Below are 25,349 nucleotides of genomic sequence, written 5' to 3'. Positions count from 1 at the left end.
TGAAAAGCCCGGTTTAACCGGGCTTTTTTTAGGCTTTAAGCGCCTGCTCGACCTCAAAGCGGTTGGTCACCTTGCTGTCTATTTTGACGTAAGCGCTCCGCTCTTCCGGGACAATGAACACCTCTGTCACGCCTTCTTTTGCTTCCAGACGCTGCTTCAGCGCATCGCTGATTTCTACATCATCCGGGATTTCTACCCGCAGGCTGCTCACATAGCGCGGCTCTTTCATGGTGCTGGCGACCAGCAGCCAGACTGTCGCCAGCAGCGCGCCCGCGAGAAACACGGTTTGTGAATCAAACAGGCCGTCGACCCAGCCACCGAGCGAGCCGCCGATCGCCACGCCGAGAAACTGGCTGGTGGAGTAGATACCCATCGCCGTGCCTTTGTAACCTGCAGGAGACTCCTTGCTGATAAGCGACGGCAGCAGCGCTTCCATCAGGTTAAACGCCAGGAAGAACAGCTGTACGCCAGCAACCAGCTCCCAGAAGTGCGGGCCGGATCCCCAGAGCACGATCTCGGCTATCAGCAGCAGCGCCACGCAGCCCACGAAGACGCGCTTCATTTTGCGCTTCACTTCGGCATAGATGATGAATGGCACGACGGAGACAAAAGATATCAGCATCGTGACCAGATAGATTTTCCAGTGCTCTGCGGCCGGGAAACCCGCTGCGGCAAGCTGGCCGGGCAGGGCGACAAAGGTCGACATCAGCAGAATGTGCAGGCACATAATGCCGAAATTCAGCTTGAGCAGGCGTGGCTCAACGAGCACTTTGCTGAAGCAGCCTTTGACCATGCCTGACTCACGGTTCAGAACGTGGTTTTTACTGTCCGGCACGACCCACAGAGTTAAGGCAATGCCGATGGTCGCCAGCACGGCAATCATCCAGAACAGAGCGTGCAGGCCGAGCGTATGAGTGATAATCGGACCGAGCACCATCGCAATCGCGAAAGTGACGCCAAAGCTCACGCCGATAAACGCCATCGCCTTCGTGCGGTTCTGTTCGCGTGTAAGGTCTGACAGCAGCGCCATAACGGCGGCGGCAATCGCGCCGGAGCCCTGGAGGGCGCGACCAAGAATAATCCCCCAGATGGAGTGGGAGAGGGCGGCAATGACGCTACCGAGAACAAAAATAAGCAGACCGCCGACAATCAGCGGCTTTCGACCCACCCGATCGGAGAGCAGACCAAACGGGATTTGAAATATCGCCTGCGCAAGACCGTAAATACCAATTGCCAGGCCAATCAGCGCCTCGCTGGCCCCCTGCAGCGCCATGCCGTACGTGGTCAGAACAGGCAGGACCATAAACATGCCGAGCATCCGTAGCGAGAAGACAGTCCCTAAGCCCCAGGTCGCGCGTAGCTCGCCTGGCGTCATTTTATAATCGTTCATTACCACCTCAGTTCAAAAGCAGGCCATAGTGTAGTGCGGGGAAGGGGCGGGGTAAATAAAGGGTTATTTAACAAATATTACATGCGTTATTAATGGATTTGATGAATAAAAAAGGGTGCCGAAGCACCCTTTTATTCACCTGCGAATCTTACCAGACGTAAGTCAGCAGGTTATGTGAATCCGGCACCATAAAGTCTACGGACATCATCACGGACAGTGAAGTGATAGCAACGATAGAGAACACAAACAGCTTGCGCGCCCAGACTTTGTCATCTTCCACTTTGTATCCGCGCAGGGCCATACCGAGCCACCAGACGCTCACCGCAGCCGCTACCGCCAGATATTTATACCCGGCGTAGCCACCCAGAGAGAGCATCAGCGTTGCCACGGCAAAAGCGATGATGTAGAGCGTGATGTGGTTCTTGGCAACCGAAATGCCCTTCACGACCGGCAGAACCGGGATGTTCGCTGCCTGATAATCCTTAAAGCGGAAAATCGCGATGGCATAGGAGTGCGGCATCTGCCACAGGCTAAAGATAGCCAGCAGGATCAGCGCACCGCTGTCGAACTCGTTCGTGACCGCGCAGTAGCCAATTACCGGCGGCGCAGCGCCGGAGAGAGAACCAATCAGCGTGCCGTAGACGGAGTGACGTTTCATATACAGGCTGTAGACGCCTACATACACCACGAACCCCATCACCCCCAGCCAGCAGGCCAGCGGGTTAGCACCAAACCACAGCAGCATAAAGCCAGCAATACCCAGCAAGGTGGCGTACACCAGCGAGACGGAAGGGGCGATCAGGCCTTTAACCAGCACCCGATTTTTGGTCCTTTCCATCTTCTTGTCGATATCCATGTCGATGTAGTTGTTAAATACACAACCGGACGCAACAACCAGTGACACACCGACCAGCGTAGAGATAAAGAGGGCGTAATCAATGCTGCCTTTAGAGGCCAGCAGGAACCCTCCGATCACGGAGATCAGGTTGCCAAAGATGATGCCTGGTTTCGTTACTTGCAGGTATTGCTTAAACATACTCGCCGCTCTTAGTGAACCATCATGTTGTAGTTGAGGTTCCACATAATCCAGATGGAACCGACTACCAGGATAGCGATGATAATCACGGTAAAGATAAAGGCGGTCATATTCCAGCCTTCATCGGACTTGGTGTTCATGTGCAGGAAGCAAACCAGATGCACCAGAATCTGAATCACCGCGGTTACCAGGATTGCTCCCAGGATAACCGGCTTGGACGCAGAACCGCTCATCACCATCCAGAACGGGATCACCGTCAGGATGATCGACAGGATGAAACCTGTCATGTAGGTTTTTACGCTGCCGTGGGAAGCGCCATGATCGTTAGAATGACTCATTACATCGCCCCCATCAGATAGACAACAGAGAACACACAGATCCATACCACGTCCAGGAAGTGCCAGAACAGGCTCAGGCACATGATACGGGTACGGTTAGTGCTGGTCAGGCCGCGGCGGGAGATCTGGAACATCAGTACTGCCATCCAGATCAGACCCGAGGTCACGTGCAGACCGTGGGTACCCACCAGCGCGAAGAACGCGGACAGGAAGCCACTGCGATCCGGGCCGAAGCCTTCCATAATCAGGTGATGGAATTCATAGATTTCCATCCCGATAAAGCCAGCACCAAACAGCCAGGTCAACGCCAGCCAGGAGACAACCTGGCTCTTGTTGTTTTTGTACATGGCGATAGCCGCCATGCCGTAGGTGATGGAGCTGAATAACAGCAGTGCGGTTTCAACCAGAACGAACGGCAGTTCAAAGATGTCCTTGCCGGTCGGGCCGCCCGCTGTGCCGTTCACCAGAACGGCATAGGTCGCGAACAGACAGCAGAACAGAATGCAGTCGCTCATCAGGTAGATCCAGAAACCGAAGACTTTCGTCGGTCCTGTATCGTGGTGCGCATGTTCATGCGCGTGGGCAGTTGAGTGCGCCAGAGTATCAGTTGCCATTTTTCAGCCCCGCTTTAGAAATCTCGTCGAAATGCTGATTTTCCAGCTTTTCAACTTCACGGACTGGTACGTAGTAGTCCACGTCCTCGTCAAAGCTCTTCACAATCCAGCTGATTACGATGCCGGCGAAGCCAACAATCGCCATCCACCAGATGTGCCAGATCATTGCGAAACCAAATACCGTTGCGAAAGCGGCAATCACGATGCCCGCAGCGCTGTTTTTCGGCATATGGATCTCTTCGTAATGCTCAGGTTGCTTGTACGCTTCACCTTTTTCTTTCATTTCCCAGAAGGCATCACGCTCGTGAATGTGCGGCACTACGGCAAAGTTATAGAACGGCGGTGGAGAAGAGGTTGCCCACTCCAGCGTACGGCCACCCCATGGGTCACCGGTCAGGTCGCGGTTCAGGTTACGGTCACGGATGGACACGTAGTACTGAATCAGCTGGCACAGAATACCGCATGCAATCAGCGCTGCACCGCCCGCTGCAACCATCAGCATTGGGTGGAACTGCGGATCGATCTGCTGGCTCAGACGACGGGTCATACCCATGAAGCCCAGCACGTACAGCGGCATAAACGCCACGAAGAAGCCAATGATCCAGAACCAGAACGCGCGTTTACCCCATTTTTCGTTCAGCGTGAAGCCGAACGCTTTTGGCCACCAGTAGGTTACGCCAGCGAAGCAGCCGAAGACCACGCCGCCGATGATAACGTTATGGAAGTGCGCAATCAGGAACAGACTGTTGTGCAGAACGAAGTCAGCGCCCGGTACCGCCAGCAGTACGCCGGTCATCCCACCTACGGAGAAGGTAACGATGAAGCCGATGGTCCACAGCATTGCTGAGTGGAACACGATACGGCCCTGGTACATGGTGAACAGCCAGTTGAAGATCTTCACCCCGGTAGGGATGGCGATAATCATGGTGGTGATACCGAAGAAGGCGTTTACGTTCGCGCCCGCACCCATGGTGAAGAAGTGGTGCAGCCAAACGATGAACGACAGAACGGTAATACACACGGTTGCCCACACCAGAGAGGTGTAACCAAACAGGCGTTTACGCGAGAAGGTTGCCGCGATTTCGGAGAACACACCGAAGACAGGCAGAACCAGGATGTACACTTCCGGGTGACCCCAGGCCCAAATCAGGTTGATGTACATCATCATGTTGCCACCCATATCATTTGTGAAGAAATGGGTGCCCAGATAGCGGTCCAGGGTCAGCAGCGCGATGGTGACGGTCAGAATTGGGAACGATGCGATAATCAGTACGTTGGCGCACAGAGATGCCCAGGTAAATACCGGCATCTTGAACATCGTCATACCAGGAGCACGCATCTTCAGGATGGTCACGAAGAAGTTGATACCGGTCAGGGTCGTACCGACACCGGAGAGCTGAAGCGCCCAAATCCAGTAGTCAACACCGACACCCGGACTGTACTCAATTCCCGACAGCGGCGGGTACGCCAGCCAGCCGGTCTGCGCGAATTCGCCCACACCCAGTGACAGGTTAACCAGGATAACGCCGACAACGGTGAACCAGAAGCTCAGGTTGTTCAGGAACGGGAACGCCACGTCGCGCGCACCAATTTGCAGCGGAACGACGACGTTCATCAGACCGATTACCAGCGGCATCGCCACGAAGAAGATCATGATAACGCCGTGAGCGGTAAAGATCTGATCGTAGTGGTGCGGCGGCAGGAAGCCGGCTTCGCCCGCAGATGCGAGTGCCTGCTGGCTACGCATCATGATCGCATCCGCAAAGCCACGAATTAACATGACGATACCGACGATGCAGTACATGATACCGAGTTTTTTGTGGTCAACCGAAGTCAGCCACTCATTCCACAGGTAGCTCCACTTACCGAAGTAAGTGATCAGGCCAACTAAGGCCGCGCCACCAATGATAATTGCAGCCACCGTAACCATGATAATCGGTTCATGGTAGGGCACTGCATCCAGTGTCAATTTTCCGAACATTTTCTTCCTCGGCCCCTTAGTGAGCGGTTTCCGCGTGGCTCATGTCCATGCCTTCCATACCTTCATGCGCGCTGTGCTCGCCTTCTGGCTGGGTCATGTCCATGCTCTTGCCGTGATCCATAAATTTGCCAATAACGTCTTTGAACAAATCAGGTTTCACGTTAGAGAAGTACTCCACCTTGTTGTATTCGCTAGGTGCAGCCACTTTTTCGAACGCCGCCATGTCAGACATGGTGTTTGGAGACTGCTTCGCTTTTTCAACCCACTGGTCGAAAGCGGCACGGTCCGGCGTCGCAATAGCTTTGAACTTCATACCTGAGAAGCCCGGGCCGCTATAGCTGGCGGAGATACCATCGTAGGTGCCTGCTTCATTCGCGATCAGATGCAGGTTCGTCTGCATACCGGCCATCGCGTAAATCTGGCTACCCAGACGCGGGATGAAGAAGGAGTTCATTACGGAGTTGGAGGTCACTTTGAACTGAACCGGAGTGTTCGCCGGGAAGGCGATTTCATTCACGGTAGCAATGCCCTGCTCTGGATAGATGAAGAACCATTTCCAGTCCATGGAGACCACTTCAATGGTAATAGGTTTTTCATCGTGAACCAGCGGCTTGCTTGGCTCAAGTGCGTGAGTGGTTTTCCAGGTCAGTACGGCAAGGAACAGGATGATCAGAATAGGCACCGTCCAGACCACAGCTTCCACTTTATTGGAGTGTGACCAGTTCGGGCTATACTTCGCATCTTTATTGCTCGCACGATACTTCCAGGCGAAACCAACAGCCATCAAAATGGCAGGAATAACCACAATCAACATCAGGCCAAAAGCCGTCAATATCAGTGAACGTTGTTCCAGTCCAATCTGTCCTTTGGGGTCTAGTAGTGCAGAATCGCAGCCACTGAGTAATACAGTACCTGCGAATAATGACAACCATCCCAAACTTTTATTGTATTTCCTGAGTCTCATTTAACGACCTCAATTCCACGGGAGTCTGGTGGCGTTTAAAGTGTGCGGGCATTTTACGGGAAGGTTACATTACTGTAAACATCATTAGGCCTGTGTCAGGAAGGTGTTACCGGGTTCTGCCGCACGTGTCACAAGTGTTGCAGATTATGTCGGTTTTTATGACCGAAGCCGCATGAGATGGGCTTTATAACGAAAGGACCCCCAAGCATAACCTAAAAGGGGCAATTGGTATAACCATTGTTAAAAATAAACAAAAAATTAACAATTAATTATCAATAAAAAGACATCTAAAAAACGAAAAATCAAACTTTCCAATGCTGAATCGTTTAATGAAAAATAGCAATTTGGAACCGGCTCCAATAATTTCCAAATCCTATCCCGCACAAAACAACAAATATTTTTTTAGCGGCTGATGGCTATTTCGCCGTTATAATTTCGGTTAGTGATTACAACGGGAAATAACCTTTCGCTTTTTCTTCAGGTCATCTGCGTTTTACGCAATGCCATAAAATCGAGCAGACCGCCCGTCAGGATCCCGGCGATGGCCAGCAGGGCTCCGGCGTCCAGCAGAAGGGCTTCGAGGGGGAGCGCCAGAGACGTACTGGCGTTAACAATAAGTACCACAAGCCAGAGCGCCAGCGCGGCGCAGCCCGTCATTAACAGACGTAACGCAAAACGGTAGGCGCGATGATATTCAGTGCGCGGCATAAAGTGTTCTGTCCGCTGGGTATATTCCAGCGTCTGGCGACACACCAGCAATAATAAAATCCCCGGCACGGCAGCCGCGACCGAGAAGAGATAAAACGTTGGCCAGCCGTGGGCTTCCACAAACCAGCCGGCAATTGGGCCTACGTACACGCGGCCAACGGCCGAGAGCGCCGAGAGCAGAGCGAACTGCGTGGCGGAAAATGACTTATTGCACAGGGTCATCAGCAGGGCAACAAACGCCGCCGTCCCCATGCCGCCGCAGAGGTTTTCGAAGAACACCGCTGCGGCCATGCTGATCGTATGTTTGTCGGTAATCGACAGCAGCCAGTAACCGGCGTTAGAGGCGCCCTGAAGAATGCCGAAGATCAGCAGCGCGCGGAAAAGCGTCAGGCGCTGCATCAGTACGCCGCCATAAAGTGCGCCGACGATGGTCGCAAACAGCCCCAGCGTTTTATTCACCACACCCACTTCCCCGGCATCAAAACCGACGCCGCGGATCAGGAAGGTGGTGGTCAGGCTCATGGCAAAGGCATCACCCAGCTTATAAAGGACGATGAGCAGCAGGATCAGCCAGGCATTGTTACGGCCAAAGAAGTCGCGCAGCGGTTCGGCCACGGCCTGTTCCAGTGAGCGGGGGACCGGAATGACGTCACTCGGTTCGGGAGCAAAGAGCGTTGCGATAATGCAGGGGATCAGCAGGGCGGCCATCAGCCAGTACATGCCCTGCCAGCCGAGGTAACGGTCGGCCAGCCACAGCGCCAGGCCGCCGGAGACCAGCATCCCGAGGCGATAGCCCAGCACGCTGATGGCCGCACCGGCCCCGCGCTCCTCGGCGGGTAAGACGTCCGTCTTCCAGGCGTCAAACACAATATCCTGGGAGGCGGAACAGAAGGCTATCACCACCGCAAGCGCGGCCATCCAGCGAAGCTGTGTGGTCGGTTCAAGGAAGCCCATCGCCGCAATCGCCAGCAGCAGCAGGACCTGCGTCATCACTAACCAGCCGCGACGACGTCCCAGGAACGGCGGCGTATAGCGATCCATCACCGGCGACCACAGGAACTTAAAGACATAAGCCTGACCGACCAGCGAGAAGAAACCAATGGTTTTGAGATCGATGTTCTCGACCGTCATCCACGCCTGAAGCGTGCCGGAGGTGAGCGCGAGGGGTAAACCGGAGGCAAAGCCGAGGATCAGCAGAATCGCTGATTTCGGTTGCTGGAAAATGCGTAAGTAGTGACTGGACATGGTTTTATGAACTGACCCGGTGAAGCACCGGGTCAGTAAGCAGGATTAACGTGCGTTCTGCTTGATAAAATCGTGAATGCTGGTGTCCTGCGCCATATCGGCGATGGTATCCGTCAGCACGCTGTTAACGGCGTTAGCAATGTTCTGGTTGGATGCCTGGAACGCGCCTTCAACGGAGTAGCTGGCGCGGTAGTTTTTCGTCATCTTGTTACCGTTTTTCGCGGTGGCAATGATGGCGATATCCGCTTTGGTCGCGATGTTGTAGCGCACGTTGCCCTGAGACACGTCTGCATAAAGGTTGTTGACGATGATCTGCAGATCAACCGCGCCGCTTGGGCCAATCATGTAGCCGCGAGCGGTCATTTGCTTCTCAAGCACTTCCTGCAGCAGGAAGCGCAGGTCGCGGGACGCGGTGAGGGTAACCTGCTGGTTATCGCGGGTCACTTTTGCCAGAGCCTGGTCCTGACGCTGATCGGCACCGTTAATGCTCACGGTGACGCCCATCAGGCTAGGGTCCTGCTGAGGCAGAGTGATTTTTGGTGAGACATCAATAGTGGTAGGCGGAGTCGCACAGCCTGCCAGCATAAAAAGGGCTACCAACGGAAAGAAGAGTTTTTTTAACATTTTCAGGTTCTCAACGAATCGTAAGCATAAAGAAAGAGAAATTGCCGCCATCATAACATCGACAACGGTCAGGGGAAGTGGTCAACGCATGTAAATTCATCGTCTTGTCTGAAAACTGACCAGCTCACCCTTTTTCTCCTCCCGCGAATGATGAAAGGTATGAGTCTCACAGTGAACTTCATTCGTTTGAATGAGAAAATTAGACGAAAGCTAAATATTTGTTGTCAAGGTGTAATGGAAACGGTAAAAGCGGCTAATATTTAAAGGGATGGGTGACATCTCAGCGTTGTCGGAGGAGTAATTTCATGATGATACGTGAACAGATAGAAGAAAAATTAAGGGCAGCGTTCAACCCTGTGTTCCTCGAAGTCGTCGACGAAAGCTATCGTCATAACGTGCCGGCAGGTTCTGAAAGCCACTTTAAAGTGGTTCTGGTTAGCGATCGCTTCACGGGAGAACGTTTCCTGAACCGACATCGCCTGATCTACAGCACCTTGACGGAAGAACTCTCCACAACCGTGCATGCGCTGGCACTGCATACCTACACCATTAAGGAATGGGAAGGCTTGCAGGATACGGTTTTCGCGTCGCCGCCCTGTCGAGGTGCCGGCACTATCGCCTGATAAATCGGATTTGCAACGGCCGGAGCTTTTCCAGTATGTTGCTTACAGATTTCCTCAAAACGGCCTTCGGGCCGTTTTGTTTTGTCTGAGTTTTGAGCGGATGGTGCGATTTTAAGGCTAAAAATAGCCTTAAAGTGTGAAAAAAGCCGCAGCAACATGCCCCAACCGTTCTCGACTCACCTAAGTGATGCCGCTATAATGCCGCGTCTTAATGAATGTCTTCGGGATGATTCTGGCGACAGGGAATGTGAATCTGCACTAAGAGAGCATCCCGGTATAACAGACAGATTCAGAGTTGACCGAGCACTGTGATTTTTTTGAGGTAACAAGATGCAAGTTTCAGTTGAAACCACTCAAGGCCTTGGCCGCCGTGTAACGATTACTATCGCTGCTGACAGCATCGAAACTGCTGTGAAAAGCGAGCTGGTCAACGTAGCAAAAAAAGTACGTATTGACGGCTTCCGTAAGGGCAAAGTACCAATGAATGTTGTTGCTCAGCGTTATGGCGCTTCCGTGCGTCAGGATGTGCTGGGTGAACTGATGAGCCGCAACTTTATCGACGCGATCATCAAAGAAAAAATCAATCCGGCTGGCGCACCAAACTACGTGCCAGGCGAATACAAACTGGGCGAAGACTTCACCTACTCCGTAGAGTTCGAAGTGTATCCGGAAGTTGAGCTGAAAGGTCTGGAATCTATCGAAGTTGAAAAACCGATTGTTTCCGTAACTGACGAAGACGTTGACGGCATGCTGGACACCCTGCGCAAGCAGCAGGCGAACTGGAAAGAGAAAGAAGGCGCTGTTGACGCGGAAGACCGCGTAACCATCGACTTCACCGGTTCTGTTGATGGCGAAGAGTTCGAAGGCGGCAAAGCGTCTGACTTCGTACTGGCAATGGGCCAGGGTCGTATGATCCCAGGCTTCGAAGACGGTATCAAAGGCCACAAGGCTGGCGAAGAGTTCACCATCGACGTGACCTTCCCGGAAGAATACCACGCTGAAAACCTGAAAGGTAAAGCAGCGAAGTTCGTCATCAACCTGAAAAAAGTGGAAGAGCGCGAACTGCCAGAACTGACTGAAGAGTTCATCAAGCGTTTCGGCGTTGAAGATGGTTCTGTTGCTGGCCTGCGTACCGAAGTGCGTAAAAACATGGAGCGCGAGCTGAACGGCGCTGTGCGTAACCGTGTGAAATCTCAGGCGATTGAAGGTCTGGTAAAAGCGAACGACATCGACGTTCCTGCTGCTCTGATCGACAGCGAAATCGACGTACTGCGCCGTCAGGCTGCACAGCGTTTCGGTGGCAACCAGCAGCAAGCGATGGAACTGCCGCGCGAGCTGTTTGAAGAGCAAGCGAAACGCCGTGTGGTTGTTGGCCTGCTGCTGGGCGAAGTGATTCGTACCCACGAGCTGAAAGCTGACGAAGAGCGTGTAAAAGGCCTGATCGAAGAGATGGCGTCTGCATACGAAGATCCATCAGAAGTGATCGAGTTCTACGGCAAGAACAAAGAGCTGATGGACAACATGCGCAACGTCGCCCTGGAAGAGCAGGCTGTTGAAGCGGTACTGGCGAAAGCGAAAGTGACCGAAAAAGCGACCTCTTTCAACGAACTGATGAACCAGCAGGCGTAATTTCGCCCTAACGGTTTAAAGTTTGAACAAAAAACCCGTTGCCCTCCGGCGACGGGTTTTTTTTATCGCAGCTTGGGTTCTTGAAGGGTGCTAAAACGCCCTTTCAGTGTTAGCGTTACAACAAAAGGTTGTTATGCTTGAAATAGGGCGTGGCGAACCCCATAAGTGTGTAATCACGATGATTGAGACTGGCTGATAATCCGTCCATAAGGTTACAATCAGTACAGCAGGTGTTTTCAATTTTGAACCAGGAGACGGAAATGTCATACAGTGGCGAACGAGATAACTTTGCACCCCATATGGCGCTGGTGCCAATGGTTATTGAACAGACCTCACGTGGTGAGCGTTCTTTCGATATCTATTCCCGTCTGCTCAAGGAACGCGTTATCTTTCTGACCGGCCAGGTAGAAGACCATATGGCTAACCTGATCGTGGCGCAGATGCTGTTCCTGGAAGCGGAAAACCCGGAAAAAGACATTTACCTGTACATCAACTCGCCTGGCGGTGTGATTACGGCGGGCATGTCCATTTATGACACCATGCAGTTCATCAAGCCAGATGTCAGCACTATCTGTATGGGTCAGGCTGCATCCATGGGGGCCTTCCTGTTAACCGCAGGGGCGAAAGGTAAGCGTTTCTGCCTGCCTAACTCCCGCGTGATGATTCACCAGCCGCTGGGTGGTTACCAGGGGCAGGCGACGGATATCGAAATCCACGCCCGCGAAATTCTGAAAGTAAAAGCGCGCATGAATGAACTTATGGCGCAGCATACAGGTCAATCTCTTGAGCAGATCGAGCGCGATACCGAGCGCGATCGCTTCCTCTCTGCTCCAGAGGCAGTTGAGTACGGCTTAGTCGACTCCGTATTGACCCATCGTAATTGATGCCCGCGACGCGAGTGTGCCGCTATACTAAAGTAGGGCGGCACGCTGCTTAATGCAGCTTGCGTCTTAGAATGGCATTTGCGTCGTCATGTGCGGCACAAAGAACTTAAAAAGAGGTTTGGACTCATGACAGATAAACGCAAAGATGGTTCGGGCAAACTGCTGTACTGCTCTTTTTGCGGCAAAAGCCAGCATGAAGTGCGTAAACTGATTGCCGGGCCGTCCGTGTATATCTGCGACGAATGTGTCGATTTATGTAACGACATCATTCGCGAAGAGATTAAAGAAGTTGCGCCGCACCGTGAGCGTAGCGCATTGCCAACGCCGCATGAGATTCGTCATCACCTTGACGACTATGTCATCGGTCAGGAGCAGGCCAAGAAAGTGCTGGCGGTGGCGGTATATAACCACTACAAACGTCTGCGTAACGGCGACACCAGCAATGGCGTGGAACTGGGCAAAAGCAACATTCTGCTGATCGGGCCAACCGGCTCCGGTAAAACGCTGCTGGCGGAAACGCTGGCGCGCCTGCTTGATGTTCCGTTTACCATGGCGGATGCCACCACACTGACCGAAGCCGGTTATGTGGGTGAAGACGTTGAGAACATCATTCAGAAGCTGCTGCAGAAGTGCGATTACGACGTACAAAAAGCCCAGCGCGGGATTGTTTACATTGATGAGATCGACAAGATCTCCCGTAAATCAGACAACCCGTCCATTACCCGTGACGTATCGGGTGAAGGCGTGCAGCAGGCGTTGCTGAAGCTGATCGAAGGTACGGTTGCCGCCGTTCCGCCGCAGGGTGGACGCAAACATCCGCAGCAGGAGTTCCTGCAGGTTGATACTTCCAAGATCCTGTTCATCTGCGGCGGTGCGTTTGCAGGCCTGGATAAAGTGATCTCCCACCGTGTTGAAACCGGCTCCGGCATTGGTTTTGGCGCAACGGTGAAGGCGAAGTCCGAGAAAGCCAACGAAGGCGAATTGCTTTCGCAGGTTGAGCCTGAAGATCTGATCAAATTTGGTCTGATCCCTGAGTTCATTGGCCGTCTGCCGGTTGTGGCAACGCTGAATGAGCTGAGTGAAGAGGCGCTGATTCAGATCCTGAAAGAGCCGAAAAATGCGCTGACCAAGCAGTATCAGGCGCTGTTCAATCTGGAAGGCGTTGACCTGGAATTCCGTGACGAAGCGCTGGACGCAATTGCGAAGAAAGCGATGATCCGTAAAACCGGTGCGCGCGGCCTGCGTTCTATCGTTGAAGCGGCACTGCTCGACACTATGTACGATCTGCCGTCGATGGAAGATGTTGAAAAAGTGGTTATCGACGAGTCCGTGATTGGTGGCCAATCCAAGCCGCTGCTGATTTACGGTAAACCGGAAGCCCAGCAGGCATCTGGCGAATAATTCACCAAATCATACAAGCAGTTAATCAAAAAGGGGGGATTTTATCTCCCCTTTACTTTTTCCGTGTTCATAGCGTTGAATGTGTGGGAAACATCCCCATATACTGGATACATGTTAATGGTTATGTGAAGCACTGTGACATGACCAGCTTACCTGGCGGACACTAAACTAAGAGAGAGCTCTATGAATCCTGAGCGTTCTGAACGCATTGAAATCCCCGTATTGCCGTTGCGCGATGTGGTGGTTTATCCGCACATGGTCATACCCTTATTTGTAGGGCGGGAAAAATCTATCCGTTGCCTCGAAGCCGCTATGGATCATGATAAAAAAATCATGCTGGTGGCGCAGAAAGAAGCATCAACGGATGAGCCGGGTGTAAACGATCTTTTCACCGTCGGGACCGTGGCCTCTATTTTGCAGATGCTGAAGCTGCCTGACGGCACCGTGAAGGTGCTGGTGGAAGGGCTGCAGCGTGCGCGTATTACCACCCTGTCTGACAATGGCGAACACTTCTCTGCTAAGGCAGAGTACCTTGATTCGCCTCAGCTTGATGAACGCGAACAGGAAGTGCTCGTGCGCACCGCAATCAGCCAGTTTGAAGGCTATATCAAGCTGAATAAGAAAATTCCACCAGAAGTGCTGACGTCGCTGAACAGCATCGATGATCCTGCACGTCTGGCGGATACCATCGCTGCGCACATGCCGCTGAAGCTGGCTGACAAACAGTCCGTGCTGGAAATGTCCGACGTTAACGAACGTCTGGAATACCTGATGGCGATGATGGAGTCTGAAATCGATCTGCTGCAGGTTGAGAAGCGCATTCGTAACCGCGTGAAAAAGCAGATGGAGAAGTCTCAGCGTGAGTACTATCTGAATGAGCAAATGAAGGCGATTCAGAAAGAGCTGGGCGAGATGGACGACGCGCCGGATGAAAACGAAGCGCTGAAGCGTAAGATCGACGCGGCGAAGATGCCGAAAGAGGCGAAAGAGAAAGCCGAAGCAGAACTGCAGAAGCTGAAAATGATGTCTCCAATGTCGGCTGAAGCGACCGTCGTGCGCGGCTACATCGAGTGGATGGTTCAGGTGCCGTGGAATGCCCGCAGCAAGGTCAAAAAAGACCTGCGTCAGGCTCAGGAAATCCTGGATACCGACCACTACGGCCTGGAACGCGTCAAAGACCGCATTCTTGAGTACCTCGCGGTACAAAGCCGTGTAAACAAAATTAAAGGCCCAATTCTGTGCCTGGTAGGCCCGCCAGGGGTGGGTAAAACCTCTCTGGGTCAGTCCATTGCCAAAGCGACCGGACGTAAATATATCCGTATGGCGCTGGGCGGCGTGCGCGATGAAGCGGAAATCCGCGGTCACCGCCGTACCTACATCGGTTCTATGCCGGGTAAACTGATCCAGAAGATGGCGAAAGTGGGCGTTAAAAACCCGCTGTTCCTGCTCGATGAGATCGACAAGATGTCTTCGGACATGCGTGGCGATCCGGCGTCTGCACTGCTGGAAGTACTTGATCCAGAACAGAACGTGGCGTTCAGCGATCATTATCTGGAAGTGGACTACGACCTGAGCGATGTGATGTTCGTGGCGACCTCCAACTCCATGAACATTCCGGCCCCGCTGCTGGACCGTATGGAAGTGATCCGTCTCTCCGGTTATACCGAAGATGAGAAGCTGAATATTGCTAAGCAGCACCTGCTGCCGAAACAGATTGAGCGTAACGCGCTGAAAGCCAACGAGCTGACCGTCGAGGACAGCGCGATTATCGGCATCATTCGCTACTACACCCGTGAAGCGGGCGTGCGTAGTCTTGAGCGTGAAATCTCTAAACTGTGTCGTAAAGCGGTGAAACAGCTGCTGCTGGATAAGAGCCTGAAGCACATTGTGATTAACGGCGACAATCTGCATGCCTACCTGGGCGTTCAGCGCTTCGACTACGGTCGCGCGGACAACGAAAACCGCGTTGGTCAGGTCACCGGTCTGGCATGGACGGAAGTGGGCGGCGATCTGCTGACCATCGAAACCGCCTGTGTGCCGGGCAAAGGCAAGCTGACCTACACTGGCTCGCTGGGTGAAGTGATGCAGGAATCCATTCAGGCGGCGCTGACCGTGGTGCGTGCGCGTGCGGAGAAACTGGGTATCAATCCGGATTTCTACGAAAAACGCGACATCCATGTGCACGTTCCGGAAGGGGCGACGCCGAAAGATGGCCCAAGCGCGGGTATTGCCATGTGTACGGCGCTGGTCTCCTGTCTGACAGGGAACCCGGTACGTGCCGATGTGGCAATGACCGGTGAAATCACCCTGCGTGGTCAGGTCCTGCCAATCGGTGGGTTAAAAGAAAAACTGCTGGCGGCACACCGCGGTGGGATCAAAACCGTATTGATTCCTTACGAGAATAAACGCGATCTGGAAGAGATTCCGGACAACGTGATTGCCGATCTGCAGATCCATCCTGTTAAGCGAATTGAGGAAGTTCTTACTCTCGCATTGCAGAATGAACCGTCCGGAATGCAGGTTGTAACCGCAAAATAGTGACCTCGCGCAAAGAGCGTCAATAAAAACAAGGCTGGTAAGTCATTTCGCACTTGCCAGCCTTTTTTTGTATAGCTAATTTAGATTGCTGATTAGGTCAGCCATCAACAACGGGTGTTGTAAGGTCATGGCAGGCCTGATATAACTGCTGCGCGGTCGCGTTGTGAAGGACTCAGGCGCGATATAAATTATAAAGAGAGGAAGAGAACAGTGAATAAATCTCAACTGATTGACAAAATTGCTGCTGGTGCTGATATTTCTAAAGCTGCAGCTGGACGTGCGTTAGATGCATTAATTGCTTCTGTTACTGAATCTCTGCAGGCTGGGGATGACGTTGCACTGGTAGGCTTCGGTACTTTTGCTGTTAAAGAGCGTGCTGCCCGTACTGGCCGCAACCCTCAGACCGGTAAAGAGATCACCATTGCTGCTGCTAAAGTGCCGGGTTTCCGTGCAGGTAAAGCGCTGAAAGACGCAGTAAACTGATTGCTTTCCCGTTTCAGGGAAGCCGGATAGTACAAGGGCGCATCGTTTGATGTGCCTTTTTTATTTGTCCAGACCTGATTTGTGCGAGTTTATGCGAGTTGTGGGCTGACAATCGCCCTGTTTTCTTGTCACAATACGCCTTTACGCGCGACGGGCAGGATTTTCCGTCAGCGTCAGGTAACCAGTCACCTACAGCGGAGTGTTGTTACACCATGATGGACAGCTTACGCACGGCTGCTAACAGTCTCGTGCTCAAGATTATTTTCGGTATCATTATCGTGTCGTTCATATTGACCGGCGTGAGCAGTTACCTTATTGGCGGTGGCGCGAACTATGCCGCAAAAGTGAATGGCCAGGAAATCAGCCGTGGTCAGTTCGAGAATGCTTTTGCCGGTGAACGTAACCGTATGCAGCAACAGCTGGGCGACCAATTCTCTGAACTGGCGGCGAATGAAGGGTACATGAAAACCCTGCGCCAACAGACGCTGAACCGTCTTATCGACGAAGCGCTGCTGGATCAGTATGCCAAAAAGCTGGGCCTTGGCATCAGCGACGAGCAGGTGAAAAAAGCGATCTTCGCCACTCAGGCATTCCAGTCTAACGGTAAATTCGACAACGCGCGTTACAACAGCATCGTCAACCAGATGGGCATGACGGCGGATCAGTACGCGCAGGCGCTGCGTAACCAGCTGACCACTCAGCAGCTTATCAATGCCGTAGTGGGCACCGATTTTATGCTCAAAGGTGAAACGGAAGAACTGGCTGCGCTGGTAGCACAGCAGCGCGTTGTCCGTGAAGCGACCATTGATGTGAACGCCCTGGCGGCGAAACAGCAGGTGAGCGACGCAGAGGTTAACGCCTGGTACGAGCAGAATAAGAACGCCTTTGTTTCTCCGGAGCAGTTCCGCGTCAGCTACATCAAACTGGATGCAGCTGCGCTGCAGGAAAGCGCGTCTGACGCGGAGATCCAGTCTTACTACGACCAGCATCAGGATCAGTTCACTCAGCCACAGCGTAACCGCTACAGCGTGATTCAGACCAAAACTGAAGCAGATGCTAAGGCGGTACTGGATGAACTGAACAAAGGCGCTGATTTCGCCACCATTGCGAAAGCGAAATCCACCGATATCATCTCTGCGAAAAACGGCGGTGATATGGGCTGGCTGGAAGACGCAACCACGCCGGACGAACTGAAAAATGCCGGCCTGAAAGAGAAAGGCCAGCTGTCTGGTGTGATTAAATCATCCGTTGGTTTCCTGGTCGTGCGTCTGGACGACATCATCGCTGCGAAAACCAAGCCGCTGGCTGAGGTTCGTGATGATATCGCTGCGAAAGTGAAACAGGAAAAAGCCCTGGATGCCTACTACGCGCTGCAGCAGAAAGTGAGCGATGCTGCCAGCAACGACAACGAATCTCTGGCAGGTGCAGAGCAGGCAGCGGGTGTGAAGGCGGTTGAGACGGGCTGGTTTGGTCGCGACAACCTGCCGGAAGAGCTGAACTTCAAGCCGGTTTCTGATGCCATCTTTAACGGTGGTCTGGTGGGCGAGAACGGTACGCCGGGCAGCAACTCTGACATCATTACCGTCGACGGCGATCGTGCGTTTGTTCTGCGCGTCAGCGAGCACAAGCCAGAAGCGGTCAAACCGCTGGCGGAAGTGAAGGATCAGGTCGTCGCTCAGGTTAAGCACAACAAAGCGGAACAGCAGGCGAAACTGGATGCTGAGAAGATTCTGTCTGACCTGAAAGCGGGTAAACAGGACGCGCTGAAAGCGGCTGGCCTGAGCTTCGGTGAGGCGAAAACGCTGAGCCGTACCGGTCAGGACCCAATCAGCCAGGCTGCGTTTGGCCTGACACTGCCGTCAAAAGACAAGCCAAGCTTCGGCACCACCACCGATATGCAGGGTAACGTTGTTCTGTTGGCGCTGGACGAAGTGAAAGCCGGCACCCTGCCAGAAGCGCAGAAGAAGGCGATGGTTCAGGGCATTACTCAAAACAATGCTCAGATTGCTTTCGAAGCCATGATGAGCAACCTGCGTAAAGAAGCCAAAATTAAGCTGGGCGATGTCATGACTCAGCAGCAATAATTACGTGTCTGCTCGCAGATTTTCGTAACGCTCTGCAAAAACTAAAGGCCGCTTTCGCGGCCTTTTCCATTTCTGCAATCTGCTGTTTGTGCCTGTTTTCTCCGGGAGCTATCGTTGCGTGGCTGTCAACAAACAAGGAGATAACAGCATGAAATGTGGAATCAAAGCACTGTTAATTACGCTGGCTATTGCCACCACCGGGATGAGCGCGGGCGCGCTGGCGGCGACGCCCGCCGCCAAACCACAGACCACGCAGAGCAAATCTGATGCGGCCGCGCCGGTGCAGGGGCAAACCAAAGCGGCTGACGCCGTTAAAAATACGGATGATGACGGTACGCGGGTCAGCATTAACTCGGCCTCGGCAGAGGATCTTGCCCGCGCAATGAACGGTGTCGGCCTGAAAAAAGCGCAGGCCATCGTCAGCTACCGCGAAGAGTATGGCCCTTTCAAAACGGTCGATGATCTCAAGCAGGTCCCGGGCATGGGCAGCGCGCTGGTTGAGCGCAACCTCTCACACCTGACACTGTAATAACGCAATTTCTTGCACTGCGGCAAAAGTTTGCCAGGATAAAGAGGTCATACCAGTTATGACCTCTGATCCTATATCAACGTAAGGCTATTGCGCTATGCAGACAAAAATCAAAGTACGCGGTTTCCATCTTGATGTTTACCAGCACGTTAACAACGCCCGCTATCTCGAATTTCTTGAAGAAGCGCGCTGGGACGGGCTAGAGAACAGCGAAAGCTTTCAGTGGCTGACCGCGCACAACATCGCTTTCGTGGTCGTCAATATCAACATCAACTACCGCCGCCCGGCCGTGCTGGGCGATGTGCTCACCGTGACCAGCCAGGTACAACAGCTAAACGGCAAGAGCGGCGTGTTAAGCCAGGTGGTGACGCTCGATCCAGAAGGGCAGGTAGTGGCTGATGCGCTGATTACCTTTGTCTGTATCGATCTGAAAACTCAGAAAGCGCTGCCGCTGGAAGGGGAGCTGCGGGAAAAGCTGGAGCTGATGATCGCTTAGAAAATTTGTCTTTTATAAAAGACAAAAGGATTTTTCAGGGATAGAATAATGGACAGGGACTACGTTGTTGAACGTTACCGGACCCGTGACGGGAAAGTGCCGTTTGAGGAGTGGGTAGCCAAAATGAACCGAAAGGATCCGGATATAGTTTTCCGGATCCTTATGCGGATTAACCGCGCGATAAAACGTAATTTTGGTGATTACAGGTATCTCAGGGAAGGTGTTTGGGAGATGCGAGTCGACAGTGGCCCCGGCTACAGGATCTATTTTGCAGTAGAGAATCGGCAGGTTTTATTGTTACTGATCGGTGGTAACAAAAAGAGCCAAAAAGCGGATATCAAACTGGCAATAGATTACTGGAAAGATCACCAGACAAAAGGACATTTCAATGAGCGCCGCTGAACGAAAATATTCGAGCTCCGTTAGCCACCATGATGCTGTTGTAAAAATGCTGCGAGAAAATCCTTCCTACGCTCAGCGTTATCTGCAAACAGCCCTGGAAGAGATCTATGAAGACCAGGGCATCCCTGCCTATCTCATTGCACTCCGTCAGGTCATCGAAGCCCGTGGCGGCATAGGTGAAATCTCTGCCAAAGCCGGTCTTTCCCGCCAGCAGCTATATCGAACCTTATCAGACAACGGCAACCCAACGCTGACTACGCTAATGAAGGTGACCCGTGCTGCCGGGGTAAAACTGTTCGACAGCACGGTGAGGTAGCCTTATTTCAGCCCGGTTTTTTGCTTCATTGCCGCCATTACGCCGACTTTATCAGCCAGGTAGTGGTTCAGTCCGTTAGCGCGCAGATTACAGGCGGCGCACTGCCCGCAACCGTCGCCTTTGATACCGTTATAGCAGGTGAGGGTTTCGCTGCGAACTAAATCCAGCTTGCCCCAGTAGTCGGCAAGTGCCCAGGTTTCGGCTTTATCCAGCCACATGAGCGGGGTTTCAAAGCGCGTCTCTTTTGCCATCCCCAGATTGACGGCGTGGTTGAGCGCTTTTACAAACTCATCACGGCAGTCCGGATATCCTGAGAAGTCGGTCTCGCATACGCCCGTAATTACCGCTTCGGCTTTTACCTGATAGGCATAAATTGCCGTCAGGGTCAGGAACAGAATATTACGGCCCGGCACGAAGGTGTTCGGAATGCCGCTGGCATCGGGTTCGTAGTCCGGGACGGGAATACTGTCCCGGGTGAGGCTGCTGACTGCCAGTTCATTTAACAGCGTAACGTCCAGCACCTTGTGCGCGCGTGCCCCCAGTTTCAGGGCAAGTTCACGGGCAACGTCGATTTCAGCGCGGTGACGCTGGCCATAATCGAAAGTTACACAGTGAACTTCATCATACTGATGAAGGGCCTGAACCAGGCAGGTTGTAGAGTCTTGTCCTCCGCTGAACACGACGACGGCACGTTTCATAAATCATCTCGACTGTTACGGTAAAAACGTTATGTTACCGTCTGGCTACGGCGGCGACCAGCTTCTTCACGATTTGGGGGCGGGTAGCCAGGCTTCGGTAAAATCAAACCAGCCGCGGGTGTTGAGGCGTATGCCGTTGACCCCTGGCGGGGCGCTGATTTGATATTGATAGTTAAAAAGCGGCGTCAGCACCGCATTCTCCATCAGGCGGTTGAAAATGGCTTGCAGACCGGCGTGTCGGTCCCGAGCTTCGGCCTGCGACTGCACCGCATCCAGCGTGGCTTGCAAATGAGCGTAGGCCGGTGCGCTTAACACGTGCGGCCACAGTGCATCGCAGCGCAGCCATTGCTCAAGCGTATACGCTGGCGCTTCGCCAATCAGCCTGTCCCCCATCATGATATCTGCATCGGCAAGCTGCTGGCATCCGTCCCACGTCTTGGCGTCGTGGAAGACGACGGTCAGTTCACAACCCTGTCGCGCCAGGTACGTTTTTAACTGTCTGGCCATGGTATGAAGCTCAACGGGAAGATGGTAAACCAGCGTCAGCGACTCGGGCAGGGCAACGTCCGTTAAATCAGGCCATTCGGGAATTGTCCAGCCGGGAAGCAGTTCCTGAGTGGGCGTAATGAGCCCTTCATTGAGCGGAAGCGTGTGCAGAAGCCTGGAGAGATGGATGATATTGATAAGCCGCTTTGCCTGGAGCTCACTCAGACGCGCGCTCTGTTTCAGCGTGAGGTAACAGAAGCCCAGACTGGTACTGCTGCTGACCAGCCTCAGGGTTTCCAGCTCATCGGCCTCGCCAATCGCAATTTGCACCGGGTGTCGACAGCTGGTACCCAGCCTGTAATCAAACAGCTGGGGAGTGATCCAGTATTCGATGGCTTTAAGCAGCGGATGGCTCAGGTGGTACTGCTCATGGCTTTCCAGACGAACCAGGTCGGGCTCAAAGGCGGCCAGCCGGAAGGGACCGCAGCCAACCGCAGGATGGTCGGGATGCGCCAGACGACTGCAGTAGGTTGCCAGCCTGTGCGCCAGCCAATAGTCCGGTTGATGCAGCACAAACGTCAGACACTGTGGATGCGTTGTTTCGATACGTAAGACGCTCCGAAACAGGGTGCGCAGGGCGGGAAGCGTCAACAGCGCGGTCAGGCTTCGCTGGAGTTGCGCCGTTTCTATTTTATCGCCGTTATGCCAGTGCAGCGTGGAGCGAATATAGAAATGCCAGCGCAGCCCGTCAGCAGAGACCTCCCAGTGATGCGCCAGATCGCCCGTAGGTTCACTGCTGTTGCCGTTAAAACGCGTCAAACCTGAAAATACCTGTCCCGCCAGATGCTGCTCCGCCCGGCCAGGCAAGAAGCCCGGCTGAAGCGGCTCCAGCGAGCGATAGTAGGGGATGCGCAGCGTCGGCGTGTCGTTTTGCCATTGCCCGCCTAAAAACGGATGCAGCAACGATCTCAGCGCGTCCGGCGCAAGCTGCGCCAGCTCCAAAGCGTTATGCTGCTGCCCGCTCTTCAGTGCCTCTTCCATCATCGCATTGCGCAGTGACTCCGGGCTGGCATGGAACGTCAGCTCACCGCGCTTGCCGCGACCAGACCGCGCGCGCCAGCTGAGCCAGCCCGCCTCCTGAGCCTGGCGCAGCAGGGTGCGGACATGCCTCTCGCTACAAAAACAGCGGCTGGCAAGCTCGCTTACGGTTACGAGCTGCGGAGCGCCGGCGGAAGGTTGCCACAGGCGTTGATACTGGTTAAGGCGGTTAAGCTGGCGCATAAGAAACCCGGAACAATAATTTTCATCTATTCACTATTACTTCCGTATATCTCACACGATACTGATGCACAAGTTAATCGCATCACATTTCAGGAGTAAACATGGCCCGGCTCGCTGCATTTGATATGGACGGTACGTTGTTAATGCCGAATCACCGTCTGGGGGAGAAAACGCTGAGTACCCTCAAGCGCCTGCGCGAGCGTGATGTCACCCTGACGTTTGCTACGGGTCGCCACGTACTGGAGATGCGTCATTTGCTGGGCGCGTTTTCCCTGGATGCGTTTTTAATCACCGGCAACGGGACGCGCATTCACACCGTTGAAGGGGAGGTGCTGCACCGCCAGGATCTCAACCCGGAAGTGGCGGACATCGTGCTGCACAGTACCTGGGACACGCGGGCCAGTATCCACGTCTTTAACGATCAAGGCTGGTTTACCGGAAGCGAAATCCCCGAATTATTGCACGCGCATGTTTATAGCGGCTTCAAATACCAGCTTATCGATCTGCGTCGGATCCCCGCCCACGCGGTGACCAAGATCTGCTTCTGTGGCGATCACGACGATCTTTGTCGCTTACGGATTCAACTGAATGAGGCGCTGGGCGACCGGGCGCACCTGACCTTCTCGGCGGTAGATTGTCTGGAAGTGCTGCCGGTGGGCTGTAACAAAGGTTCCGCCCTGGCGGTACTGAGCGACCACCTGGGCTTAACGCTGCAGGATTGTATGGCGTTTGGCGACGCCATGAATGACCGCGAAATGCTGGGCAGCGTGGGGCGCGGTTTGATTATGGGGAACGCGATGCCGCAGCTGATCGCAGAGCTTCCTCATCTGCCGGTTATCGGACACTGCGGTAACGAAGCGGTGTCCCATTTTTTGACGCATTGGCTGGACAACAATAACCTCCCATATTCCCCCGAATAGTGAGACCCTTCCAGCAAGCCAGACTTCGGTCTGGCTTTTTTTTATTTCAGCAGCTGCGCAATCTGCGCTTTCCACGGGGTGATGTCGCCGATGTTGGCCTGTACCCACTCCGCATTGTAGTAGGTTTCAAGATAGCGCTCTCCGCTGTCGCAAAGCAGCGTGACGATGGAGCCGGTACGGCCTTCCTCGCGCATGCGTGCCGCAAGCTGCAGTGCGCCCCACATGTTGGTGCCCGTTGATGCACCAACCTTGCGGCCGAGCTGCGTCTCCAGCCAGTGCGCGGTGGCGATGCTGGCAGCGTCCGGCACGCGAAGCATTTCGTCCACCACATCCGGGATGAACGACGGTTCCACGCGCGGGCGCCCAATCCCTTCAATTTTACTGCCCACCGGGCTGCGCAGGCCGGCATCGCGGCTTTGCCAGTAGTCGAGGAAGACGGAGTTCTGCGGGTCAACCACCATCAGTTGGGTATCGTAGCCCTGGCAGCGGATGTAACGTCCGATAGTCGCTGACGTGCCGCCGGTACCGGCGCTCATCACAATGTACGATGGAACCGGATGCGGCTCGTGGGTCATCTGGCGGAAAATACTGTCGGCAATGTTGTTATTGCCGCGCCAGTCGGTTGCGCGCTCGGCGAAGGTGAACTGGTCCATATAGTGGCCGTTTAGCTCGCGGGCCAGCATTTCAGAGGCGGCGTAGATTTCGCAGGCGCTTTCCACAAAGTGGCAGCGTCCGCCGTAAAATTCGATCTGCTCGATTTTACGTTTTGCGGTGCAGGAGGGCATCACGGCGATAAACGGCAGGCCCAGCAGGCGGGCAAAATAGGCTTCGGACACCGCCGTTGAACCAGATGAGGATTCAATGATGGTGGTGCCTTCTTTAATCCAGCCGTTACATAAACCGTATAAAAACAGGGAGCGCGCCAGGCGATGCTTCAGGCTACCGGTAGGATGGGTACTTTCATCCTTCAGGTAGAGCTGAATACCGTCAAATCCCGGCAGGGAAAGGCGAATCAGGTGCGTATCCGCCGAGCGCTGATAATCGGCATTGATTTCACTGATGGCATGTTTAACCCAGGTGCTATTCATCGTAGTTATCCGTTTGTCATTTTGTGCCCAGCATAGCGAAAAGCACAGAAAAAATTGTTGCTATCTGGCCTTTAAAATAGAATGAAGGGAGAAAAATTTTCTCTGTGAGGTGGGTATGCTAGATAAAATTGACCGCAAGCTCCTTTCATTGCTGCAAAGTGACTGTACCCTCTCTTTGCAGGCGCTGGCAGATGCCGTTAATCTGACCACCACACCGTGCTGGAAGCGCCTAAAAAAGCTGGAAGATGACGGTATTCTGCTGGGCCGCGTCGCGTTACTCGATCCCGAAAAACTGGGGCTTGGGCTGACGGCATTTGTGCTGATAAAAACTCAACACCACAGCAGCGAGTGGTATTGCCGCTTCGTCACTCAGGTATCTGAGATGCCCGAGGTGCTTGGCTTCTGGCGTATGGCCGGCGAGTACGATTACCTGATGCGCGTCCAGGTGGCTGACATGAAGCGCTATGATGACTTCTACAAGCGGCTGGTGAACAGCGTCCCGGGCTTGTCGGACGTCACCTCAAGCTTCGCCATGGAACAGATAAAGTACACCACAGCATTACCCATTGAATAACTTCGTAAAATACCTTC

General features: G+C 53.6%; 24 protein-coding genes. 13 read left to right on the top strand and 11 right to left on the bottom strand.

Annotation, left to right across the window (positions count from 1 at the left end; translation table 11 throughout):
- Positions 1–28: 28 nt before the first annotated feature.
- The 8 genes from URZ40_RS02010 to URZ40_RS01975 all read right to left on the bottom strand — a co-directional run bounded on the left by URZ40_RS02010 (position 29) and on the right by URZ40_RS01975 (position 8,900).
- On the bottom strand, positions 29–1,390 hold the full coding sequence (locus URZ40_RS02010; protein WP_116341617.1) for an MFS transporter: 1,362 nt from the start codon (positions 1,388–1,390) through the stop codon (positions 29–31).
- A gap of 148 nt (positions 1,391–1,538) precedes the next feature.
- Complete coding sequence (gene cyoE, locus URZ40_RS02005; RefSeq protein ID WP_061099044.1) at positions 1,539–2,426, bottom strand: heme o synthase; 888 nt, start codon at positions 2,424–2,426, stop codon at positions 1,539–1,541.
- Positions 2,427–2,437: 11 nt separating this feature from the next.
- On the bottom strand, positions 2,438–2,764 hold the full coding sequence (locus URZ40_RS02000; RefSeq protein ID WP_006176899.1) for a cytochrome o ubiquinol oxidase subunit IV: 327 nt from the start codon (positions 2,762–2,764) through the stop codon (positions 2,438–2,440).
- Positions 2,764–3,378 (bottom strand): cytochrome o ubiquinol oxidase subunit III, encoded by a 615-nt coding sequence (locus URZ40_RS01995; protein ID WP_003859057.1) that lies wholly within the window; start codon positions 3,376–3,378, stop codon positions 2,764–2,766. The genes URZ40_RS02000 and URZ40_RS01995 overlap by 1 nt, the downstream gene beginning before the upstream one ends.
- Entirely contained in the window at positions 3,368–5,359 is a 1,992-nt protein-coding gene (gene cyoB, locus URZ40_RS01990) for a cytochrome o ubiquinol oxidase subunit I (RefSeq protein WP_116341615.1), read from the bottom strand. The genes URZ40_RS01995 and cyoB overlap by 11 nt, the downstream gene beginning before the upstream one ends.
- 16 nt (positions 5,360–5,375) lie before the next feature.
- A complete protein-coding gene (gene cyoA / locus URZ40_RS01985) occupies positions 5,376–6,323 on the bottom strand; it encodes a cytochrome o ubiquinol oxidase subunit II (RefSeq protein ID WP_008503322.1) in 948 nt (315 codons plus the stop codon).
- Positions 6,324–6,800: 477 nt separating this feature from the next.
- The gene (gene ampG / locus URZ40_RS01980; protein ID WP_116341613.1) at positions 6,801–8,276 is read right to left on the bottom strand and encodes a muropeptide MFS transporter AmpG; all 1,476 of its coding nucleotides are present in this window, start codon (positions 8,274–8,276) and stop codon (positions 6,801–6,803) included.
- A 45-nt stretch (positions 8,277–8,321) separates the two neighbouring features.
- On the bottom strand, positions 8,322–8,900 hold the full coding sequence (locus URZ40_RS01975; protein ID WP_023310568.1) for a lipoprotein: 579 nt from the start codon (positions 8,898–8,900) through the stop codon (positions 8,322–8,324).
- A gap of 305 nt (positions 8,901–9,205) precedes the next feature.
- Here URZ40_RS01975 and bolA point away from each other — a divergent pair, with 305 nt between their 5' ends.
- The 11 genes from bolA (at position 9,206) to URZ40_RS01920 (ending at position 20,285) form a co-directional block, all read left to right on the top strand.
- The gene (gene bolA / locus URZ40_RS01970) at positions 9,206–9,523 is read left to right on the top strand and encodes a transcriptional regulator BolA (protein WP_003859051.1); all 318 of its coding nucleotides are present in this window, start codon (positions 9,206–9,208) and stop codon (positions 9,521–9,523) included.
- 330 nt (positions 9,524–9,853) lie between these two features.
- A complete protein-coding gene (gene tig / locus URZ40_RS01965; protein WP_014882773.1) occupies positions 9,854–11,152 on the top strand; it encodes a trigger factor in 1,299 nt (432 codons plus the stop codon).
- Positions 11,153–11,412: 260 nt separating this feature from the next.
- On the top strand, positions 11,413–12,036 hold the full coding sequence (gene clpP, locus URZ40_RS01960) for an ATP-dependent Clp endopeptidase proteolytic subunit ClpP (RefSeq protein ID WP_014069126.1): 624 nt from the start codon (positions 11,413–11,415) through the stop codon (positions 12,034–12,036).
- Positions 12,037–12,162: 126 nt separating this feature from the next.
- The gene (clpX, locus tag URZ40_RS01955) at positions 12,163–13,437 is read left to right on the top strand and encodes an ATP-dependent protease ATP-binding subunit ClpX (RefSeq protein WP_061099041.1); all 1,275 of its coding nucleotides are present in this window, start codon (positions 12,163–12,165) and stop codon (positions 13,435–13,437) included.
- A 183-nt stretch (positions 13,438–13,620) separates the two neighbouring features.
- Positions 13,621–15,975: an endopeptidase La gene (gene lon, locus URZ40_RS01950; RefSeq protein WP_061099040.1), complete on the top strand. Its 2,355-nt coding sequence runs from the start codon at positions 13,621–13,623 to the stop codon at positions 15,973–15,975.
- Between the two features lie 210 nt (positions 15,976–16,185).
- Positions 16,186–16,458, top strand: a complete 273-nt coding sequence (hupB, locus tag URZ40_RS01945; RefSeq protein WP_002444653.1) for a nucleoid-associated protein HU-beta — start codon at positions 16,186–16,188, stop codon at positions 16,456–16,458.
- Positions 16,459–16,670: 212 nt separating this feature from the next.
- Positions 16,671–18,542 (top strand): peptidylprolyl isomerase, encoded by a 1,872-nt coding sequence (ppiD, locus tag URZ40_RS01940; protein ID WP_116341609.1) that lies wholly within the window; start codon positions 16,671–16,673, stop codon positions 18,540–18,542.
- Positions 18,543–18,690: 148 nt separating this feature from the next.
- Positions 18,691–19,071, top strand: a complete 381-nt coding sequence (locus tag URZ40_RS01935) for a helix-hairpin-helix domain-containing protein (RefSeq protein ID WP_163330427.1) — start codon at positions 18,691–18,693, stop codon at positions 19,069–19,071.
- A gap of 97 nt (positions 19,072–19,168) precedes the next feature.
- Positions 19,169–19,567, top strand: coding sequence for a YbgC/FadM family acyl-CoA thioesterase (locus tag URZ40_RS01930; protein WP_025756175.1), 399 nt, complete (start codon positions 19,169–19,171; stop codon positions 19,565–19,567).
- Positions 19,568–19,615: 48 nt separating this feature from the next.
- Positions 19,616–19,969, top strand: a complete 354-nt coding sequence (locus tag URZ40_RS01925) for a type II toxin-antitoxin system RelE/ParE family toxin (protein ID WP_233003137.1) — start codon at positions 19,616–19,618, stop codon at positions 19,967–19,969.
- On the top strand, positions 19,956–20,285 hold the full coding sequence (locus URZ40_RS01920) for an addiction module antidote protein (RefSeq protein WP_233003138.1): 330 nt from the start codon (positions 19,956–19,958) through the stop codon (positions 20,283–20,285). Before URZ40_RS01925 ends, URZ40_RS01920 begins: the two co-directional genes overlap by 14 nt.
- Positions 20,286–20,287: 2 nt before the next feature.
- Here the strand turns inward: URZ40_RS01920 and queC are convergent, their stop codons facing one another.
- Positions 20,288–20,983 carry a 7-cyano-7-deazaguanine synthase QueC gene (gene queC / locus URZ40_RS01915; protein ID WP_023332238.1) on the bottom strand — a complete coding sequence of 232 codons (696 nt, stop codon included), beginning with the start codon at positions 20,981–20,983 and terminating at the stop codon, positions 20,288–20,290.
- 66 nt (positions 20,984–21,049) lie between these two features.
- On the bottom strand, positions 21,050–22,750 hold the full coding sequence (locus URZ40_RS01910) for an SgrR family transcriptional regulator (protein ID WP_320719683.1): 1,701 nt from the start codon (positions 22,748–22,750) through the stop codon (positions 21,050–21,052).
- Positions 22,751–22,851: 101 nt separating this feature from the next.
- Between URZ40_RS01910 and cof the strand changes: the two genes are divergently transcribed.
- Positions 22,852–23,670 (top strand): HMP-PP phosphatase, encoded by an 819-nt coding sequence (cof, locus tag URZ40_RS01905; RefSeq protein ID WP_163330430.1) that lies wholly within the window; start codon positions 22,852–22,854, stop codon positions 23,668–23,670.
- 41 nt (positions 23,671–23,711) lie between these two features.
- On the opposite strand, the gene URZ40_RS01900 is transcribed toward cof, so the two are convergent.
- The gene (locus tag URZ40_RS01900) at positions 23,712–24,758 is read right to left on the bottom strand and encodes a PLP-dependent cysteine synthase family protein (protein WP_166710273.1); all 1,047 of its coding nucleotides are present in this window, start codon (positions 24,756–24,758) and stop codon (positions 23,712–23,714) included.
- Positions 24,759–24,873: 115 nt separating this feature from the next.
- On the opposite strand from URZ40_RS01900, the gene URZ40_RS01895 reads away from it, so the two are divergent.
- Positions 24,874–25,332 carry an Lrp/AsnC family transcriptional regulator gene (locus URZ40_RS01895; protein WP_008503307.1) on the top strand — a complete coding sequence of 153 codons (459 nt, stop codon included), beginning with the start codon at positions 24,874–24,876 and terminating at the stop codon, positions 25,330–25,332.
- Positions 25,333–25,349: the final 17 nt, after the last annotated feature.

This window comes from Enterobacter sp. 296B2, from assembly GCF_034106185.1.
GTDB lineage: Bacteria > Pseudomonadota > Gammaproteobacteria > Enterobacterales > Enterobacteriaceae > Enterobacter > Enterobacter cloacae_N.
The sequence above is the reverse complement of the archived record's forward strand: the minus strand, read 5'-3'. Positions and strand labels throughout refer to the sequence as shown.

Excerpts from the sequence above, each read along its gene's own strand:
- URZ40_RS01895 (WP_008503307.1), top strand. The coding sequence starts at position 24,874 with ATGCTAGATAAAATTGACCGCAAGCTCCTTTCATTGCTGCAAAGTGAC.
- cof (WP_163330430.1), top strand. The coding sequence starts at position 22,852 with ATGGCCCGGCTCGCTGCATTTGATATGGACGGTACGTTGTTAATGCCG.
- URZ40_RS02000 (WP_006176899.1), bottom strand. The coding sequence starts at position 2,764 with ATGAGTCATTCTAACGATCATGGCGCTTCCCACGGCAGCGTAAAAACC.
- lon (WP_061099040.1), top strand. The coding sequence starts at position 13,621 with ATGAATCCTGAGCGTTCTGAACGCATTGAAATCCCCGTATTGCCGTTG.
- bolA (WP_003859051.1), top strand. The coding sequence starts at position 9,206 with ATGATGATACGTGAACAGATAGAAGAAAAATTAAGGGCAGCGTTCAAC.
- clpX (WP_061099041.1), top strand. The coding sequence starts at position 12,163 with ATGACAGATAAACGCAAAGATGGTTCGGGCAAACTGCTGTACTGCTCT.
- ampG (WP_116341613.1), bottom strand. The coding sequence starts at position 8,276 with ATGTCCAGTCACTACTTACGCATTTTCCAGCAACCGAAATCAGCGATT.
- cyoE (WP_061099044.1), bottom strand. The coding sequence starts at position 2,426 with ATGTTTAAGCAATACCTGCAAGTAACGAAACCAGGCATCATCTTTGGC.
- cyoB (WP_116341615.1), bottom strand. The coding sequence starts at position 5,359 with ATGTTCGGAAAATTGACACTGGATGCAGTGCCCTACCATGAACCGATT.
- URZ40_RS01900 (WP_166710273.1), bottom strand. The coding sequence starts at position 24,758 with ATGAATAGCACCTGGGTTAAACATGCCATCAGTGAAATCAATGCCGAT.
- cyoA (WP_008503322.1), bottom strand. The coding sequence starts at position 6,323 with ATGAGACTCAGGAAATACAATAAAAGTTTGGGATGGTTGTCATTATTC.
- ppiD (WP_116341609.1), top strand. The coding sequence starts at position 16,671 with ATGATGGACAGCTTACGCACGGCTGCTAACAGTCTCGTGCTCAAGATT.
- queC (WP_023332238.1), bottom strand. The coding sequence starts at position 20,983 with ATGAAACGTGCCGTCGTCGTGTTCAGCGGAGGACAAGACTCTACAACC.
- clpP (WP_014069126.1), top strand. The coding sequence starts at position 11,413 with ATGTCATACAGTGGCGAACGAGATAACTTTGCACCCCATATGGCGCTG.
- URZ40_RS01910 (WP_320719683.1), bottom strand. The coding sequence starts at position 22,750 with ATGCGCCAGCTTAACCGCCTTAACCAGTATCAACGCCTGTGGCAACCT.
- URZ40_RS01925 (WP_233003137.1), top strand. The coding sequence starts at position 19,616 with ATGGACAGGGACTACGTTGTTGAACGTTACCGGACCCGTGACGGGAAA.
- URZ40_RS01995 (WP_003859057.1), bottom strand. The coding sequence starts at position 3,378 with ATGGCAACTGATACTCTGGCGCACTCAACTGCCCACGCGCATGAACAT.
- URZ40_RS02010 (WP_116341617.1), bottom strand. The coding sequence starts at position 1,390 with ATGAACGATTATAAAATGACGCCAGGCGAGCTACGCGCGACCTGGGGC.
- URZ40_RS01920 (WP_233003138.1), top strand. The coding sequence starts at position 19,956 with ATGAGCGCCGCTGAACGAAAATATTCGAGCTCCGTTAGCCACCATGAT.
- URZ40_RS01935 (WP_163330427.1), top strand. The coding sequence starts at position 18,691 with ATGAAATGTGGAATCAAAGCACTGTTAATTACGCTGGCTATTGCCACC.
- tig (WP_014882773.1), top strand. The coding sequence starts at position 9,854 with ATGCAAGTTTCAGTTGAAACCACTCAAGGCCTTGGCCGCCGTGTAACG.
- URZ40_RS01930 (WP_025756175.1), top strand. The coding sequence starts at position 19,169 with ATGCAGACAAAAATCAAAGTACGCGGTTTCCATCTTGATGTTTACCAG.
- URZ40_RS01975 (WP_023310568.1), bottom strand. The coding sequence starts at position 8,900 with ATGTTAAAAAAACTCTTCTTTCCGTTGGTAGCCCTTTTTATGCTGGCA.